The sequence below is a fragment of the Pseudomonas sp. TSO6 genome, assembly GCF_056098905.1.
This window is the reverse complement of sequence record NZ_JBLZWV010000021.1, coordinates 107734-122360: the sequence shown is the minus strand read 5'-3', so window position 1 is coordinate 122360 and position 14627 is coordinate 107734. Positions and strand designations below refer to the sequence as shown.

Annotated in this window: 8 protein-coding genes; 1 reads left to right on the top strand and 7 read right to left on the bottom strand. The window is 66.6% G+C overall.

Going from position 1 to position 14627, the window contains the following annotated elements:
- Nucleotides 1–126: 126 nt before the first annotated feature.
- A complete protein-coding gene (locus tag ACN6NG_RS07450) occupies nucleotides 127–6537 on the bottom strand; it encodes an amino acid adenylation domain-containing protein (RefSeq protein ID WP_474313369.1) in 6411 nt (2136 codons plus the stop codon).
- Nucleotides 6538–6712: 175 nt separating this feature from the next.
- Between ACN6NG_RS07450 and ACN6NG_RS07445 the strand changes: the two genes are divergently transcribed.
- Nucleotides 6713–7666: a siderophore-interacting protein gene (locus ACN6NG_RS07445; RefSeq protein ID WP_474313368.1), complete on the top strand. Its 954-nt coding sequence runs from the start codon at nucleotides 6713–6715 to the stop codon at nucleotides 7664–7666.
- A gap of 141 nt (nucleotides 7667–7807) precedes the next feature.
- Here ACN6NG_RS07445 and ACN6NG_RS07440 read toward each other — a convergent pair whose 3' ends face one another.
- The 6 genes from ACN6NG_RS07440 to ACN6NG_RS07415 form a co-directional block, all read right to left on the bottom strand.
- Complete coding sequence (locus ACN6NG_RS07440; protein WP_403013751.1) at nucleotides 7808–9199, bottom strand: aspartate aminotransferase family protein; 1392 nt, start codon at nucleotides 9197–9199, stop codon at nucleotides 7808–7810.
- 213 nt (nucleotides 9200–9412) lie between these two features.
- Nucleotides 9413–10735, bottom strand: coding sequence for an ATP-binding protein (locus ACN6NG_RS07435; RefSeq protein WP_474313366.1), 1323 nt, complete (start codon nucleotides 10733–10735; stop codon nucleotides 9413–9415).
- A complete protein-coding gene (locus tag ACN6NG_RS07430) occupies nucleotides 10732–11415 on the bottom strand; it encodes a response regulator (protein ID WP_028613374.1) in 684 nt (227 codons plus the stop codon). The genes ACN6NG_RS07435 and ACN6NG_RS07430 overlap by 4 nt, the downstream gene beginning before the upstream one ends.
- Nucleotides 11416–11864: 449 nt before the next feature.
- Nucleotides 11865–12428 (bottom strand): nucleotidyltransferase family protein, encoded by a 564-nt coding sequence (locus ACN6NG_RS07425; RefSeq protein WP_063423119.1) that lies wholly within the window; start codon nucleotides 12426–12428, stop codon nucleotides 11865–11867.
- Nucleotides 12425–13396 (bottom strand): XdhC family protein, encoded by a 972-nt coding sequence (locus tag ACN6NG_RS07420; protein WP_197898864.1) that lies wholly within the window; start codon nucleotides 13394–13396, stop codon nucleotides 12425–12427. Before ACN6NG_RS07420 ends, ACN6NG_RS07425 begins: the two co-directional genes overlap by 4 nt.
- Nucleotides 13397–13398: 2 nt before the next feature.
- Nucleotides 13399–14625, bottom strand: a complete 1227-nt coding sequence (locus tag ACN6NG_RS07415; protein WP_474313362.1) for a cytochrome c — start codon at nucleotides 14623–14625, stop codon at nucleotides 13399–13401.
- Nucleotides 14626–14627: the final 2 nt, after the last annotated feature.

Below are 14627 nucleotides of genomic sequence, written 5' to 3'. Positions count from 1 at the left end.
CGGCGGGCCTTGCTGGCTGGCGCACGTCAGAATGTACTTGGGAGAACGAGCAAGGCCGCCGGGGATTTAGCCAATCCGCCGGCGGCCTTCGAGGGGGTGGGAATTGCGCCCGGAACCAGCCCGGAATCAGCTGGTTTCCAGGTCGCTGAGCAGGTCCTCCAGCTCGTCCAGATCGGCTCGGCTGCCGGGCAGGCAGGCAGCCACCCCTTCGGCATAGGCGGCCAGATCCCTGGCCTGGAACAACGCCGAAAGCGGCAGGTCCAGCCCCAGTTGTGCCTGTACCTGGGCACTGACCCGGGTGGCCAGCAAGGAGTGCCCGCCGAGCTCGAAGAAGTTGTCGTCCAGGCCCACCCGCTCCAGGCCCAGCACCTGAGACCAGACAGCCGCCAGCTGGCACTCCAGCTCGCTGGCGGGCGCCCGGTAGCGGCGCGCCCCGGCGTCCAGTTCCGGCGCGGGCAAGGCCTTGCGGTCGAGCTTGCCATTGGGGGTCTGCGGCAGCCTGTCGAGCAACACCCACTGGCTTGGGACCATGTACTCGGGCAAGGTCTGCTGCAGGTGCTGGCGGATCTGCTGGAACAACGCCACACGCTGTTCACCGGCGGCCTGCAACCAGGCCGGGTCGCGAGGCACCAGGTAGGCCACCAGTTGCTTGCCGGTGGGCGTGTCGACGGCCAGCAGGGTCGACTCGGCCAACACTGGCAGGGCCGCCAGGCGGCTCTCGATCTCGCCCAGTTCTATGCGGAAGCCGCGAATCTTAACCTGGTGGTCCAGGCGCCCGAGGTACTCCAGCACGCCTTCGGCATTGCGCCGGACCTGATCGCCGGTGCGGTACACGCGCTGCCCGGGTTGAGCCGAGAACGGATCGGGCACGAACTTCTCGGCGGTCAGCGCCGCACGCCCCAGATAGCCCCGGGACAACCCGGCACCACCCAGGTACAGCTCGCCTGGCCAGCCGGCCTGCACCACCTGGCCGGCCTGGTCGAGGATGTAGCCGACGGTATTGTCGATCGGCGTCCCGATATTGGCTTGGCCCCCAGCCTGGCGCAGGGTGCAGGTGGAATAGGTGGTGTCCTCCGATGGCCCGTACAGGTCGAACACCCGCTCCACCCCGGGCAGCCGGTAGAGGTCCTCCACAAGGCCCTGGGCCAGGGGTTCCCCCGCCAGGTTGATTACCCGCACCGAGGCGGGAATCTGCCCGGCCTCGTATAGGGCGCGAATCGCCGAGGGTACGGTGTTGACCAGCCGCACCCGCCCACGTGCCGGCAGTTGCGGCAGGTGCAGGGCGTTGTCGGCCAGCACCAAGGAGCCGCCCAGGGCCAAGGTCACGAATAGCTCCCAGGCCGACAGGTCGAAACAGATCGAGGTGCTGGCCAGTACCCCTTGCAGGTCCTCATAGACGCTGGCACTCCAGCCGATCAGGGCACAAAGGTTGCGGTGCTCGATCATCACGCCCTTGGGCCGGCCCGTGGAGCCTGAGGTGTAGATTACATAGGCCAGGCTCTCGGGGCCGGCAGCCGCCGGCAGGTTGTCGACATCCAGGTGGCTGACCTCCAGGCGTTCAAGCGCCAGCACCTCCAGGCCCGCTTGCAGCGCCAGGCTATCGACCACGTGCTGACTGGTCAGCAGCAGCCCCGCCTGACTGTCTTCGAGCATGTAGGCCAGGCGCTCCTGGGGATAGGCCAGGTCCAGCGGAATATAGGCCGCGCCCAGCTTGAAGATCGCCAGCAGCGCGGCGACCAGGTCCGGGGTGCGCGGTAACGCCACCGCGACCTTGCTGCCGGCCCCCACGCCCCGGGCCTGCAGGCCCCGGGCCAGCTGGTTGGCCCGGGCATTGAGCTGGGCGTAGCTGCAGTGGCGGTCCTGGTACCAAAGGGCCAGGGCCTCGGGGTTGGCCGCTGCCCGCTCTTCGATGAGCCCGTGAATGGTCGCCTGCTGACGCCAGCCCGCGGGCTGGGCGCGGTAGACGCTGGCCTCCAGGCCTGGCTCGCCCAACAGCAGCCACTCACCGATGGCCTGCCCTGGGCTGGCGAGCGCCGCGCGCAAGGCATTGAGCCAGTGCTCGGCCAGTTGCTCGATGCGAGCGCGGTCGAACAGGTCGAGGGCGAAGTTGAACGACGCCAGCACCCCATCGCTGCGCTCCAGGGTGTCCAGCGTCAGGTCGAACTGGGCGGTGCGCTCCGGCAGCGGCACTTCTTCAATACGCAGGCCCGTGGCGCTGCCACCGTCGACCCGGGCGCCAACATCGCGCAGATGGTTGTACATCACCTGGAACAACGGGTTGTGGTCCAGGCCACGCTCCGGCTGCAACTGCTCGACCACCTGATCGAAGGGCACGTCCTTGTTGGCCTGTGCTTGCAGGGCCTGCTCCTTGACCCGCGCCAGCAAGTCGTCGAACGAGCGCGCGTTGTCCAGCTCGATACGGTGCACCACGGAATTGACGAAGAAGCCGATCAGGCCTTCGAGCTCCAGGCGGTTGCGGTTGGTCATCGGTACGCCGATGTTGAGGCGCTCACGCCCGGCGTGGCGGCCGAGCACCACGGCGAAGGCGCCGAGGAACACATGGAAAAGGGTGGCGTTGGCCTGCACTGCGAGCTGGCGCAAGCCCTGCACCAGCTCGGCGGGCACCCGCACCTCGACGCGCTCGCCCCGATGGCTCTGGCGCGGCGGCCGCGGCCGGTCGGCAGGCAGGTCGAGCAACGCCAGGTCATCCTGCAGCAGCGCTTTCCAGTAATCCAACTGCTCGCGCACAGCCGGGCTGGCCAATTGCTCACGCTGCCAGGCAGCGTAGTCGGCGTAGTGCACCGCCAACGGCACCGGCTGCAGCGGCTGGCCGCTGACAACCGCGTTGTAACGCGCCAGGCACTCGCGCACCATCACCCCCATGGACCAGCCATCGGAGACGATATGATGCAATACCAGCACCATCAGGGCTTGGTCGCCACCCTGACGCAGCAACGTGGCGCGGATCAGCGGGCCCCGGGCCAGGTCGAACGGTTCACGGACCAGCGCTTCGATCTGCTCGTGCAGGGCGCTCTCGTCGCGGGCTGCGGCCTGCTGCGCCAGCACCAGGTTCACACGGGGCAGTACCCGTTGCATGGGTACGCCGGCCTGCTCCTCGAACAGCGTGCGCAGGGTTTCGTGGCGGTCCACCAGGGCCTGCAAGGATTGCTCCAGGGCAGGCACATCGAGCACCCCGCTCAAGCGCACCAACAAAGGCGTGTGGTAGGCACTGCTCTCGGGTTGCAGCTTCCAGAACAGCCATTGCCGATGCTGGGCGTGGGACAGCGGCAACGCCTGCTCGCGACTCAGCCGCGGGATATCGGAAGCCGCCCGGCCCTGCCCGGACAGGCCTTGCACTACCGCGCAGAAGCCTTTCAGGTCGGGGCTGTCGAACAGGCTGCGCAGGGGGATTTCCAGCCCCAGCGCCCGCCGGGCCCGGGAAATGACCTGGGTGGCCAGCAACGAATGCCCGCCCAGCTCGAAGAAGCCATCGTCCAGGCCCACCTCAGGGCGTTCCAGCACTTCGGCCCAGATGTGCGCCAGGCATTGCTGCAAGGGCGTTTCAGCAGGCCGATGACGAGCCGCGCCGGCATCCTGTTCGGGCAGGGGCAAGGCTTTGCCGTTGACCTTGCCATTGGCGGTCAACGGCAGGCAGGCCAGTTCAATCACCTGTTCCGGCACCATGGCCTGAGGCAGGCAGGCGGCCAGGGCCTGGCGCACCCGCGCGGCAAAATCAGGCACTGCCAACGCAGGCACGGCCCAGGCCAGCAGGCGGCCTTCATGAACGCGGACACAGCCGCTGGCAACCTCCGCAAGGGCCAGCAGGCGACTGTTGACCTCGCCCAGTTCAACCCGGTACCCACGAATCTTCACCTGGCCATCGCCGCGCCCATCGAACCTCAATCCCGCTGCCCGACGGATGCGGTCGCCGCTGCGATAGAGGCGCTCGCCCTGGCCCTGGGGATCGGGTACGAAGCGTTCGGCGGTCAGCCCCGGCTGGCCCAGATACCCTCGAGCCAGGCAAGCGCCGCCGATGTAGAGTTCGCCATGGCCCTGCTCCGGCACCTGAGCCAGGCCGGCATCGAGCACCCGGGCGCAAGTGCCAGGCAGCGCCTGACCCAGCTCGACCACCGCATCGGCCGCGCTCAAGTTGGCGGTCAGCACCCCCACAGTGGTTTCGGTGGGGCCGTAGTGGTTGACCAATTCAAGGCTCGGCGCCAAGGCACGGACACTGGCCAGCAGGCCCTGCCCTGGCGCCTCGCCGCCGAGCACCAGGCAGCGGCGTGGCAGCACTTTTGCGCTGCCCTCGGCCCGTAGCAAGGCCTGCAGGTGGGACGGCACAATCTTCAGCAGGTCGACGGCCTGCTCGCTCAGGTAGGCAGCCATGGCGTCGGCATCGGTGGCCTGCTCCTTGCCCAGCAGGTGCAGGGTCTTGCCCTGGCACAGGGCGCTGAAGAATACCGTATGGCCAAGGTCCGCCGCCGGGGTGGAGACCATCGCCAGTTGCTCGACTTCAGCCAGCGGCAGTCGGCCGGCGATGCCCTCCAGGTAATTCACCAATGCGCCATGGGAAACCCCCACTCCCTTGGGCTGCCCGGTGCTGCCTGAGGTGTAGATGACATAGGCCAGTTGCGCCGGCCAACGGGCCGGCAGCGGCTGTAAGCGGGCGGTGGTTTCGCCAAGCGGCTGGTCCAGGGCCACCCGGGTGCAGCCCAGGTCGACATCGGCGTTGGCGATCAGCACCTTGACCCCGGCGCCACGCAGCAGCTCAAGCTGACGCTGACGGGGCAGCTCCGGGTCCAGGGGCAGGTACGCCGCGCCGGCCTTGAGCACGGCCAGGATCGCTGCAACCATCTGCACCGAGCGGTCGGCCAGCACCGCCACCAGGGTTTCCGGGCCAACGCCCAGGCCTTGCAGTTCGATGGCCAGGCGCTCGGCGCGTTTGGCCAGGGCCGAATAGCTCAGGGATTGCCCGGCGCTCACCACAGCCAGCCGCTGTGGCTGCCGGCGGGCCGCCTGATCGATGAGCTGGTCAACCATCACCTCGGCAAAGGTGCTCGATACCGTTGGCGTCTCGGCCGTCGCCAATGCCCAGTCACCCACCGGGCCAGGTGTGGCGGCGACCAGTTGCTCCAGCAATTGCCGCCAGTGGCCGGCCATCTGCTCAATGGTGGCAGGTTCGAACAGCTCGGCGGCATAGGTGAAGCGGGCCTGCAACTGGTCGCCGCGCTCATGGCTCTCCAGCATCAGTTCGCAGTGACAGGTACGCCGCTGCGCCGGCAGCGCTTCGAGCACCAGCCCGGTAGCAGTCTGCAGCCGGGTGACGTCGAGCACCTGGGCCTGGTGGTTGAACAGGGCCTGGAAGGGCTCGCCATGGCGCTCATTGCCCATGGCACGCACCAAGGTCTCGAATGGCAGGTCCTGATGGGCCTGGGCCCCCAGAGCGGTGGCCTTGATCCGCGCCAGCAAGGCCCGACGGTCCAGCTCCGGGTCCAGCTCGGTCTGCAGCAGCTGGGTGTTGATGAAACAGCCGATCAGGCCTTCGACCTCGGCGCGGTTGCGGTTGGCCACCGGCACCGCAACACGGATCGAACGCTGGCCGCCATAACGCTGCAGTAGCAGTTTGTAGGCGGCTAGCAAGAGCATGAACAAGGTCACCTGCTCCTGTCCGGCAAGGGCCTTCAAGCGTGCCGTCAGCGTCGGATCAAGGTCGATTTCCAGGCGCGCCGCTTGCAGTTCTTCGCCAGCAGAGCGGGCTCGGCGCAGGGGCAGTCGCAGGGCGCCATCGGTGTCACCCAAGTGTGCCAGCCAGTAATCCAGGTCGGCCTGGCGACCACCGGCTTCCAGCCACTGACGCTGCCACAGGGCAAAGTCCCGGTACTGGATGGGCAAGGCCGCAGGCTCGGCCCGGGCCACGCCACAGGCTCGCTCATACGCACCGATCAGCTCACTGATCAAAAGGTTCATCGACCAGCCGTCGGCGACGATATGGTGCAGCGTCAGCAGCAACACCTGCTCGTCGCTGCCCAGGCGCACCAGCGCAGCCCGCAGCAGCGGCGGCTGCGCCAGGTCGAAGGGGCTGTCGCCCTGCGCCTGGCTCACGGCCGCCAGACGCGATTCACGCTCGGCGGGCTCGAGGGCGGACAGATCGAATGCCTGCATGCTCAATTCGGCTTTCGGCAGAACCTGTTGGTACACCCCCTGTTCATCCTCGAAGAAACCTGTGCGCAGGCTTTCATGACGCTGCAGCAGTTCATCGAAGGCCCGCAGCAACGCAGCCCCGTCGAGGGGGCCGAGCAGGCGCACTGCCATGGGTATATGGTAGGCGCTGCCGGTCGGCGCCAGTTGCCAGGCGAACCACATGCGCTGCTGGGCGTAGGAAAGCTCGGCACGCCCGGGCTCGCTGGCCCCCGAAGGGATCGGAAACACCGCGAAGTCGATGGCCTCCCGGCGCAGACCGTCAAGGAACATCCTGCGCTTTTCAAGGGGCAACCTGACAAAGCGGCTGGCGAGTTTCATGGCGTGTTCTGGGTTCATCGGCGATTTTCCGTCACGTGGGCGTGGAGCTGGGCTCGGTGGTCTCCAATGAACGGATCGTGGTCGGCGAAAATTAGCGGCTGCCACCCACAAGGCCACCAGGCTGCGCGATTAAATTGCCGGGGGGGCAACTCGTCTTATCGTCATACCCATCCTCCAGAAGGCGGCCCTCGCGATGCTCTCCACCCTGGCCAACACCCTGCGCAAGCGGGTCACTCAAGCGCTCCCCGACAAACGCCCCAGCTACCGGATGTTCGATGTGCAGTTGAAGCGGCGGATCGCACTCAGCCCTTCGCTGACCCGCCTGGTGTTCGGCGGCCCGGACGTTGCCGAAATGACCACCTTGGCGCCGGACCAGCGCGTCAAGCTGCTGTTTCCCGCACCCGACGGCTCACTGCCCAACCTGAGCAACGATCTGCACTGGAAGACCGCACACAGCGCCTTGCCGCCAGACCAGCGCCCGCCAATGCGCACCTATACCATCCGCACCTTGCGCCGCGAAGCGCTGGAGGTGGATATCGACTTCGTGCTGCATGGCGTCAACGGCCCTGCTTCGGCCTGGGCCACCCACGCGCAGGTGGGTGACAGCTTGCAGATGGTGGCGCCCAACCTGGCCTATGAGGGTGACAACGGCGGCTATGAATGGAAACCGCCGCAGGGGGTGCGCAACATTCTGCTGGTCGGTGACGAAACCGCGCTGCCGGCCATTGCCGGCATTCTTGAGCAACTGGCCGACGACCAGCCCGAGTTGGCCGTGCAAGCGTTCATCGAGGTACCGCTGGAGGCTGACTGCCTGCCTTTGCGCCATGGCAATGCTAGCCACATTCACTGGTTGCCCCGCGAGTTGCTCAATTGCGAGCATGGCCAGGCCATGCAACAGGCGGTGCGCGAACTGGCCAGCCTGCCGCCGGGGCAAGCCGCGCCGCAGGTAAAGCTGGAAGCGGTGGATATCGACACGCGGATACTGTGGGAGCAGGCCAGTAGCGCCAACAGTGCGTTCCATGCCTGGGTGGCGGGGGAATCGGCGACAGTCATGGATATTCGCCGCTACTTGATCAAGGAACGCGGGCTGCAGCGCGAGTGCCTGACCTTGATGGGCTATTGGCGGGCCGGGCGGACCTTTGATTGACTGGAAATAGCCGGGGGCGCTTTGCGCCCCTTTCGCCGGCAAGCCAGCTCCCACAGGAACAGCGCCGACCAGAAGGCTTACGCTGTAGCTGTGGGAGCTGGCTTGCCGGCGAAAGGGCCGCAAGGCGGCCCCCGCCATGGTTCAGACCGCCGCGATCAATGCCTCGGCAAAACGCTGCGCCACTTCATCGACCTGCTCGCCGCTGATGATCAGTGGCGGCAGGAAGCGCACCACAGCACCATGGCGCCCGCCCAGCTCCAGGATCAGGCCGCGCTTGAGGCACTCACGCTGCACCTTGGCCGCCAGGTCGCGGTTGGCCAGCGGGCGACCCAATGCATCCGTTTTGCCCTGTGGGTCCACCAGTTCGACCCCAAGCATCAAGCCACGCCCGCGCACATCACCCAGTTGCGGATAATCGCGCTGCAACTGCAGCAGGTGCTGGCGCAAGCGCTGCCCCATGGCCTCGGCATGTTCGGCCAGGCGATGCTCGACCAGGTAGTTGATTACCGCCGACCCCGCCGCCATGGCCATCTGGTTGCCACGGAAGGTGCCGGCATGTGCGCCCGGCTTCCAGGTATCCAGCCAGTCGCGGTACACCACCACCGCCAACGGCAGGCTGCCGCCAATGGCCTTGGACAAGGTGACCACGTCCGGCACGATGCCGGCATGCTCGAAGGCAAACATGCGCCCGGTGCGGGCAAAGCCGCTCTGGATCTCGTCGATGATCAGCGCCACACCGGCCTGCTCGGTGATACGGCGCACCCCCCTCAGCCATTCGATATCGGCCGGGATCACCCCACCCTCGCCCTGCACCACCTCGAGGATCACCGCTGCAGGCAGCGGCACGCCGCTTTCTGGGTCGAGCAGCAGGTTTTCCAGGTAATGCAGGTTGGCCCTGACCCCCGCTTCGCCGCCCAAGCCAAACGGGCAGCGGTAATCGTAGGGGTACGGCATGAACTGCACGCCGTTGCCGAGCAAGGCGCCCAGCGGCTGCTTCGGCCCGGTGCTGCCCATCAGGCTCAGCGCGCCCTGGCTCATGCCGTGGTAAGCGCCATGGAAGGCCAGCACCGTGCTGCGGCCGGTGGCCGTGCGCACAAGCTTGAGCGCCGCCTCCACGGCATCGGTGCCGGTCGGGCCGCAGAACTGCACCTTGGCCTCGCGGCGCAGCGCCTCGGGCAGGATACCGAACAGGTCCTGGACGAAGCGGTCCTTGACCGGCGTGGTCAGGTCCAGAGTGTGCAGGGGCAGCTCATCAGCCAGCACACGCTGGATTGCCTCGACCACCACCGGGTGGTTGTGGCCCAACGCGAGCGTACCGGCGCCGGCCAGGCAATCGATGAACTGGCGGCCTTCGACATCCTCCACGTAGATGCCACGGGCGCGTTTGAGCGCCAGCGGAATGCGCCGCGGGTAGCTGCGGGCGTTGGACTCCTGCTGTTGCTGGCGTTGCAGCAGGGGTGATTCGGTAAATTCGTACAAAGGTTGCGACGCGCTGGCCGGTGCAACCTGGGCAAGGCTGGAAGCGGTGGACATGGGTAAATCCTCGCAAGCAAGCGAATGGGCAGTTATCGCTTGGAAAACGCTTGAGTGCCGGGAGGATTTAGCGGTTGTTACTGGATTTTACTTTGCCTGCACCGGCCCTTTCGCGGGTAAACCCGCTCCCACAGGAACTGCATAGGGCTGAGGTGCGTACGATCCCTGTGGGAGCGGGCATGCCCGCGAAAGGGCCGGTGCAGACAGTAAAGATCAATGCCCGGATCGCGCCGGTACTTGCAAGAGCACCCGCAACCCATCGCTACGGCTGTCAAAGCGCAGGCTACCCGCACACCGCTGCACGATCGCCTGGACAATCGCCAGCCCCAAACCGCAACCACCACTCTGCCCATTTCGCCAGAAGCGCTCCGTCAAGTGCTCAAGGTCGCCTTCGGCAATCCCTGGCCCGTGGTCGCGGACCATGAAGCCCACCTGGCCGTCAGCCATCTGCACCTCCAGCTCCACCGCCTCATCGCCGCCATGGCGCAGGGCGTTGTCCAGCAGGTTGCGCAGCGCTGCCACTGCCAACGGTGCGGGCATGCCCAGGTAGATCTGCGTGGCTTCTTCAGGCAAACGCAGCACGATGCGGCGGTTGTCACCCCCACCGGCGTCTTGCACCGCTTGGCGGGCCACCTGCTCGGCGCTGCACTGCACACCATCCTCGAACGACAGGCTGCCTTCCACCCGCGCCAGCATCAGCAATTGCTCCAGCGTACGGTGCATGCGGTCGGTGCCTTGCTCGGCATGCTCCAGCGCCTGCTCGCGCACGGCGCCATCGGTCATGCGTGCCACCTGCAGGTGGGTTTTGATCGCGGTCAACGGGCTGCGCAATTCATGGGCCGCATCGTCGGTCAGGCGCCGCTCACGCTCGATGGTCTGGGCAATACGCAGGAACAGCTGGTTCTGGGTTTCCAGCAAGGGCTGCAACTCGCTGGGCATACCCGCCACCTGCAACGGCTCGACACTGTCCGCTCGCCGTCGGCGCAAGGCGTCGCGCATGCGGTTGAGGGGTTCCAGGCCCTTGCCAAGGCCGATCCACAACAGGCCCAGGCTGCCGAGCAAGGCCATCAGCACGGGTGCCGAAGCCGCCAGCAGAATCGACTGGTTCAACGCCTCGCGCTCCATGTGCCGGTCAGCCGTGGTGATGCGCACATCGCCGTGGTTGTAGGTGAAGGTGCGCCACAGTGCATCGTCGATGGTCTGGTCACGGAAGCCGCTGCGCTCGTCGTCCATGGCGCCATCGTGCTTATGGTTGCTGGCGAGGATCTCGCCACGCAGCGAACTGACCTGGCAGGCCATGCCGTCCGGCACACTGAACTGGTCGGCGGAAAAGTGCGCCTCCCCGCCCTTGGCGGTCAGCGGTTGCGGCAACTGGTCGATCAGCCCGGCGACCATACGCGCCGATGCCACCAGGCGCTGGTCGAGGGAAAACATCATCTGCTGGCGCAGGTCACGCAGCATCCACGCCGCGGCCAGCGCCCAGATGATCACGAAAGCGCTGCCCAGGATCAGGCTCAGGCGAACCCGCAGGCTCATGATGCAGCCTCTTCCGGTGCCTGCGCCGGGCCCAGCCGGTAACCCAGGCCACGCACGGTCTCGACGATGCCGTTGCCAAGCTTGCGTCGCAGGTGGTGGATATGCACGTTCAGGGCGTTGCTTTCGACTTCGTCGCTGAAGCCGTACACGCAGTCTTTCAGTTGTTCGCTGGACAGCACCCGCCCGGGGTTCTGCAGCAGTGCCTGGAGCAAGGCCTGCTCACGGCGGGACAGGTCGACCGCTTGGCCGGCCAGGGTCGCCTCGCAGCTGCTCGGGTCATAGCGCAACGGCCCGTGCTCGATCACATTCACCGCCCGCCCGGCCACCCGCCGCAGCAGGGTATGCAGGCGAGCGGCCAGTTCGCGCAGGTCGAACGGCTTGAGCAGGTAGTCGTCGGCGCCGGCCTGCAGGCCATCGACGCGGTCGGTGACGGCATCGCGGGCAGTGAGCACCAGCACTGGCAGGTCTACCCCCTGCTGGCGCAGGCGACGCAGCAGCTTGAGGCCGTCTTCGTCGGGTAGGCCGAGGTCGAGGATCATCACGTCGAACTGCGCGGCCTGCAGCATCGCCCGCGCATCGGCGGCATTGCCCACCCGGTCCACGGTCAGGCCCTGGGCGGTAAGGCCGGCGCAGATGCCGGCGGCGATCAGGTCGTCGTCCTCGCAGAGCAGAACGTGCATGGTGGGGCTCCCGGAGTGGTGTGGCTGGCATTGCACCTTGGGCGGATTAAGGGGGCATTATGGACCTTTTGTGGGGGGTGGGAATCAGGTGTTCGCCGAAACCATTTCAGCGCCTATGAGATCGAGCGCCGCCCGCGCGGCGCATCGCGACGCAAGGCCGCTCCCACATTTGTTTCGGGCCAATTATTCCTGTGGGATTCGCGCGCGACCCCCTTAGGCGCATGGCTCGATATCGCGTCGTCCAAACAAGGCGGTCGCGCGCTCCTGGCACAGGATGGACTGGCCCGAAACAAATGTGGGAGCGGCCTTGCGTCGCGATGCGCCGCGCGGGCGGCGCTCGATCTCATAGGCGCTGAAATGGTTTCGACGAACACCTTTAACAGGCGCCGCAAATACCATGGCAAACACCTTCCACAACCGCAAAAAATGTAAAGGCAATCACCCCGCCCCTACACTAATCCCTGCGGCGTATCCACATCCCGCAACACCCCAGCATCCGCCACCTCAACCACCACACAACAATCCCGCTGCGCTCGCACCACCGAGCGCGCGCCCTCATCCCCGCCCAACTGCCCCAGCGCAGGCCAGAAATCACGCCCGAAAATCACCGGATGCCCCTGCTGCCCCGCATGCCGCGGCAACACGATGGTGGAAGCCGAGGCCGCTGCGGCCAGCTGGCGCAAGGTTGCCGACTCGATCCACGGCATGTCACCCAGCAAGATCGCCACCGCCTGGGCCGGGCTGTCGAGCAAAGACCGAGCGCCGGCTGCCAGGCTGTGCCCCATGCCCGAGGCGGCGTCGGGGCTGACGATTACCCGGCAATCGCCTGGCAAGCCAAAATCCTCCCCCCGTTCACCCTCGCGCAACACCACACGCACGTCATCGAATACCACCCGGGCCCGCTCCACGCTATGCGCCAGCAAGCTGCGGCCATCGGCCAGGGTCGCCCGGCGCTTGTCGGAACCGAAGCGCATACCGCGCCCAGCCGCCAGCACCAGGGCGACCACGCTCACAGCGCCACCCGCGCAATGCCGTTGCGCACCCGCAGGATATCGGCCAACACCGCCAGCGCGATCTCGGCCGGGGTCTTGCTGCCCAGGTTAAGGCCAATCGGGGCATGGATACGGCCCAATTCCACTTGACCCAGGCCGCCAATGCGCTGCAAGCGCTCGCGGCGCTTGTCGGAGGTCACCCGGGAGCCCATCACACCGATATAGAACGCCTCGGTGCGCACCGCCTCGAGCATGGCCAGGTCATCGATCTTCGGGTCGTGGGTCAGCGCGACCACTGCCGTATCGGCATGGCAACCGCCATTGAAGATGAACTCCGACGGCAGCTCGCGGCGCACTTCGATGCCGTCCAGCCGCACGCCATCCAGCACTTCGTCCCGCGGCTCGCAAAGGATGACTTCAAACCCCATGCCCTTGCCGAACTCGGCGCAAAAATGCGCCACGCTGGAATAGCCGGCCAGCAGCAGGCGCTGGGCGGCACCGACACGCAGGCGAACACGGGCGTTATCCCGCTCGACGCGTGGCCCCTGGCAATGGTCATCGGCCAGCTGGCGGGTACCGTCCGGCAAGCTCACTTCACGCAGCACCCGACGCTGGCCCAGCAGCGCGCTTTCCAGCTGACGCAGGTGCGCCTGCACCTCGCACTCGGCGGGCAGGTTCTCCACCAGCACTTCGAGCACGCCACCACAGGGCAAGCGGATACTCGAACGCGGGTCGCTGTCGTCACCGTAGCGCACGATGGCAACCGGCTCCGGGAACTCACCCAGGGCCACACGCTCGAGGAAGTCGTCTTCGACGCAGCCACCCGACAGCGACCCCAGCCACTGGCCGCTGGCATTGACTACCAGCAGCGAGCCCGGCGCGCGGGGCGCCGAGCCGTAGGTGGCGAGCACCGTGCACAACCAAACCCGCTGACCGTTGCACGACCACTGCAAGGCCTGACGGACCACCTGTAGATCGAGATGCTGCACGTTTACTCCGCCTTCAGCTCGGCGAGCTGCTGTACGTTCAGGTCACCGGGCAATCCACCCCAGGCCTGGCGCAGGTAGTTGACCATATCCGTCACTTGCTGGTCATCAAGCTTGTCGGCAAAGCCCGGCATCGGCTGCATGCGCTCGAAGCCGGTGAACTGCTGTTCACGGATGCCTTCGAGGATGACCTTGACCAGGTTGCGCGAGTCACCCTGGCGCAGCACGGTGTTGCCCTGCATGGCCACGGCAATGTGCGGCTTGCCCTCGCCGTCGACACCATGGCAACCGGCGCAAACGTTGAGGTACTGCTGGTGGCCGCGCTTGGCGCTGTCGCTCATCTGCTCCAGGGCAACGGCCTGGATGGCCTTGGCCGGCGGTGGCTGGTCGCCCAGCAGGTAGGTGGCCATGGCCGCCAGGTCGGCATCTTCCAGGTGTTGGGTGCTGTGGTGCACCACCGGGAACATCTCGTTGAACATGCTGCCCTGGGCGCTGATGCCGTGCTTGAGGAAGGTGGTCAGGTCTGGCTGGGTCCAGCCGCGCTCGGCCAGGTCCTGGGCCAGCAGGCTCGGCGCCAGGTAGCCGCCAAGCAGGCCGCCGGTCATGCGCTGGTCCTGCTGCAACGCGCCGATGGGGTTGCGCGGGGTATGGCATTCGCCGCAATGGCCCATGACTTCGACCATGTACTGGCCACGCTGCCAGGCCGGGCTTTTGCCTTCGGTTGGCTGCAGCTGCACGCTCTTGCCATACAGCATGTTCCAGCCACTCAGGCCCATGCGTACATTGAACGGGAAGCGCAACGCGGTCTGCGGTGCCGGGCGGTTGATCGGCGGTATGGTCATCAGGTAGGCGAGGATCGCGTCCGAATCTTCACGCTTGATCAGGTGGTACGAGGTGTAAGGCATCGCCGGATACAGATTGGCGCCGTCCTTGCGCTTGCCCTGGGTGACTGCGGCGAAGAACTCGTCGGCGCTGTAGTTGCCGATGCCGTACTGCTTGTCCGGGGTGATGTTGCTGCCATAAATGGTGCCGAACGGTGAATGGATCGGCAGGCCGCCGGCATACGGCGCGCCGCCTTCGGCGGTATGGCAGGCCATGCAATCGGCCGCGCGTGCCAGGTACTCACCGCGCTTGACCTGAGCCTCGTCGGCCGCTTGGGCAACCGAGCTGACGGCCAGGGCCATTGAGCTGGCGGCCAAGGCCAATGCCAGTGCGTTACGAACGAAGCCCATGC

Bases quoted from the DNA above. Each gene is read 5' to 3' on its own strand.
- ACN6NG_RS07450 (WP_474313369.1), bottom strand. From the start codon at position 6,537: ATGAACCCAGAACACGCCATGAAACTCGCCAGCCGCTTTGTCAGGTTG.
- ACN6NG_RS07445 (WP_474313368.1), top strand. From the start codon at position 6,713: ATGCTCTCCACCCTGGCCAACACCCTGCGCAAGCGGGTCACTCAAGCG.
- ACN6NG_RS07440 (WP_403013751.1), bottom strand. From the start codon at position 9,199: ATGTCCACCGCTTCCAGCCTTGCCCAGGTTGCACCGGCCAGCGCGTCG.
- ACN6NG_RS07435 (WP_474313366.1), bottom strand. From the start codon at position 10,735: ATGAGCCTGCGGGTTCGCCTGAGCCTGATCCTGGGCAGCGCTTTCGTG.
- ACN6NG_RS07430 (WP_028613374.1), bottom strand. From the start codon at position 11,415: ATGCACGTTCTGCTCTGCGAGGACGACGACCTGATCGCCGCCGGCATC.
- ACN6NG_RS07415 (WP_474313362.1), bottom strand. From the start codon at position 14,625: ATGGGCTTCGTTCGTAACGCACTGGCATTGGCCTTGGCCGCCAGCTCA.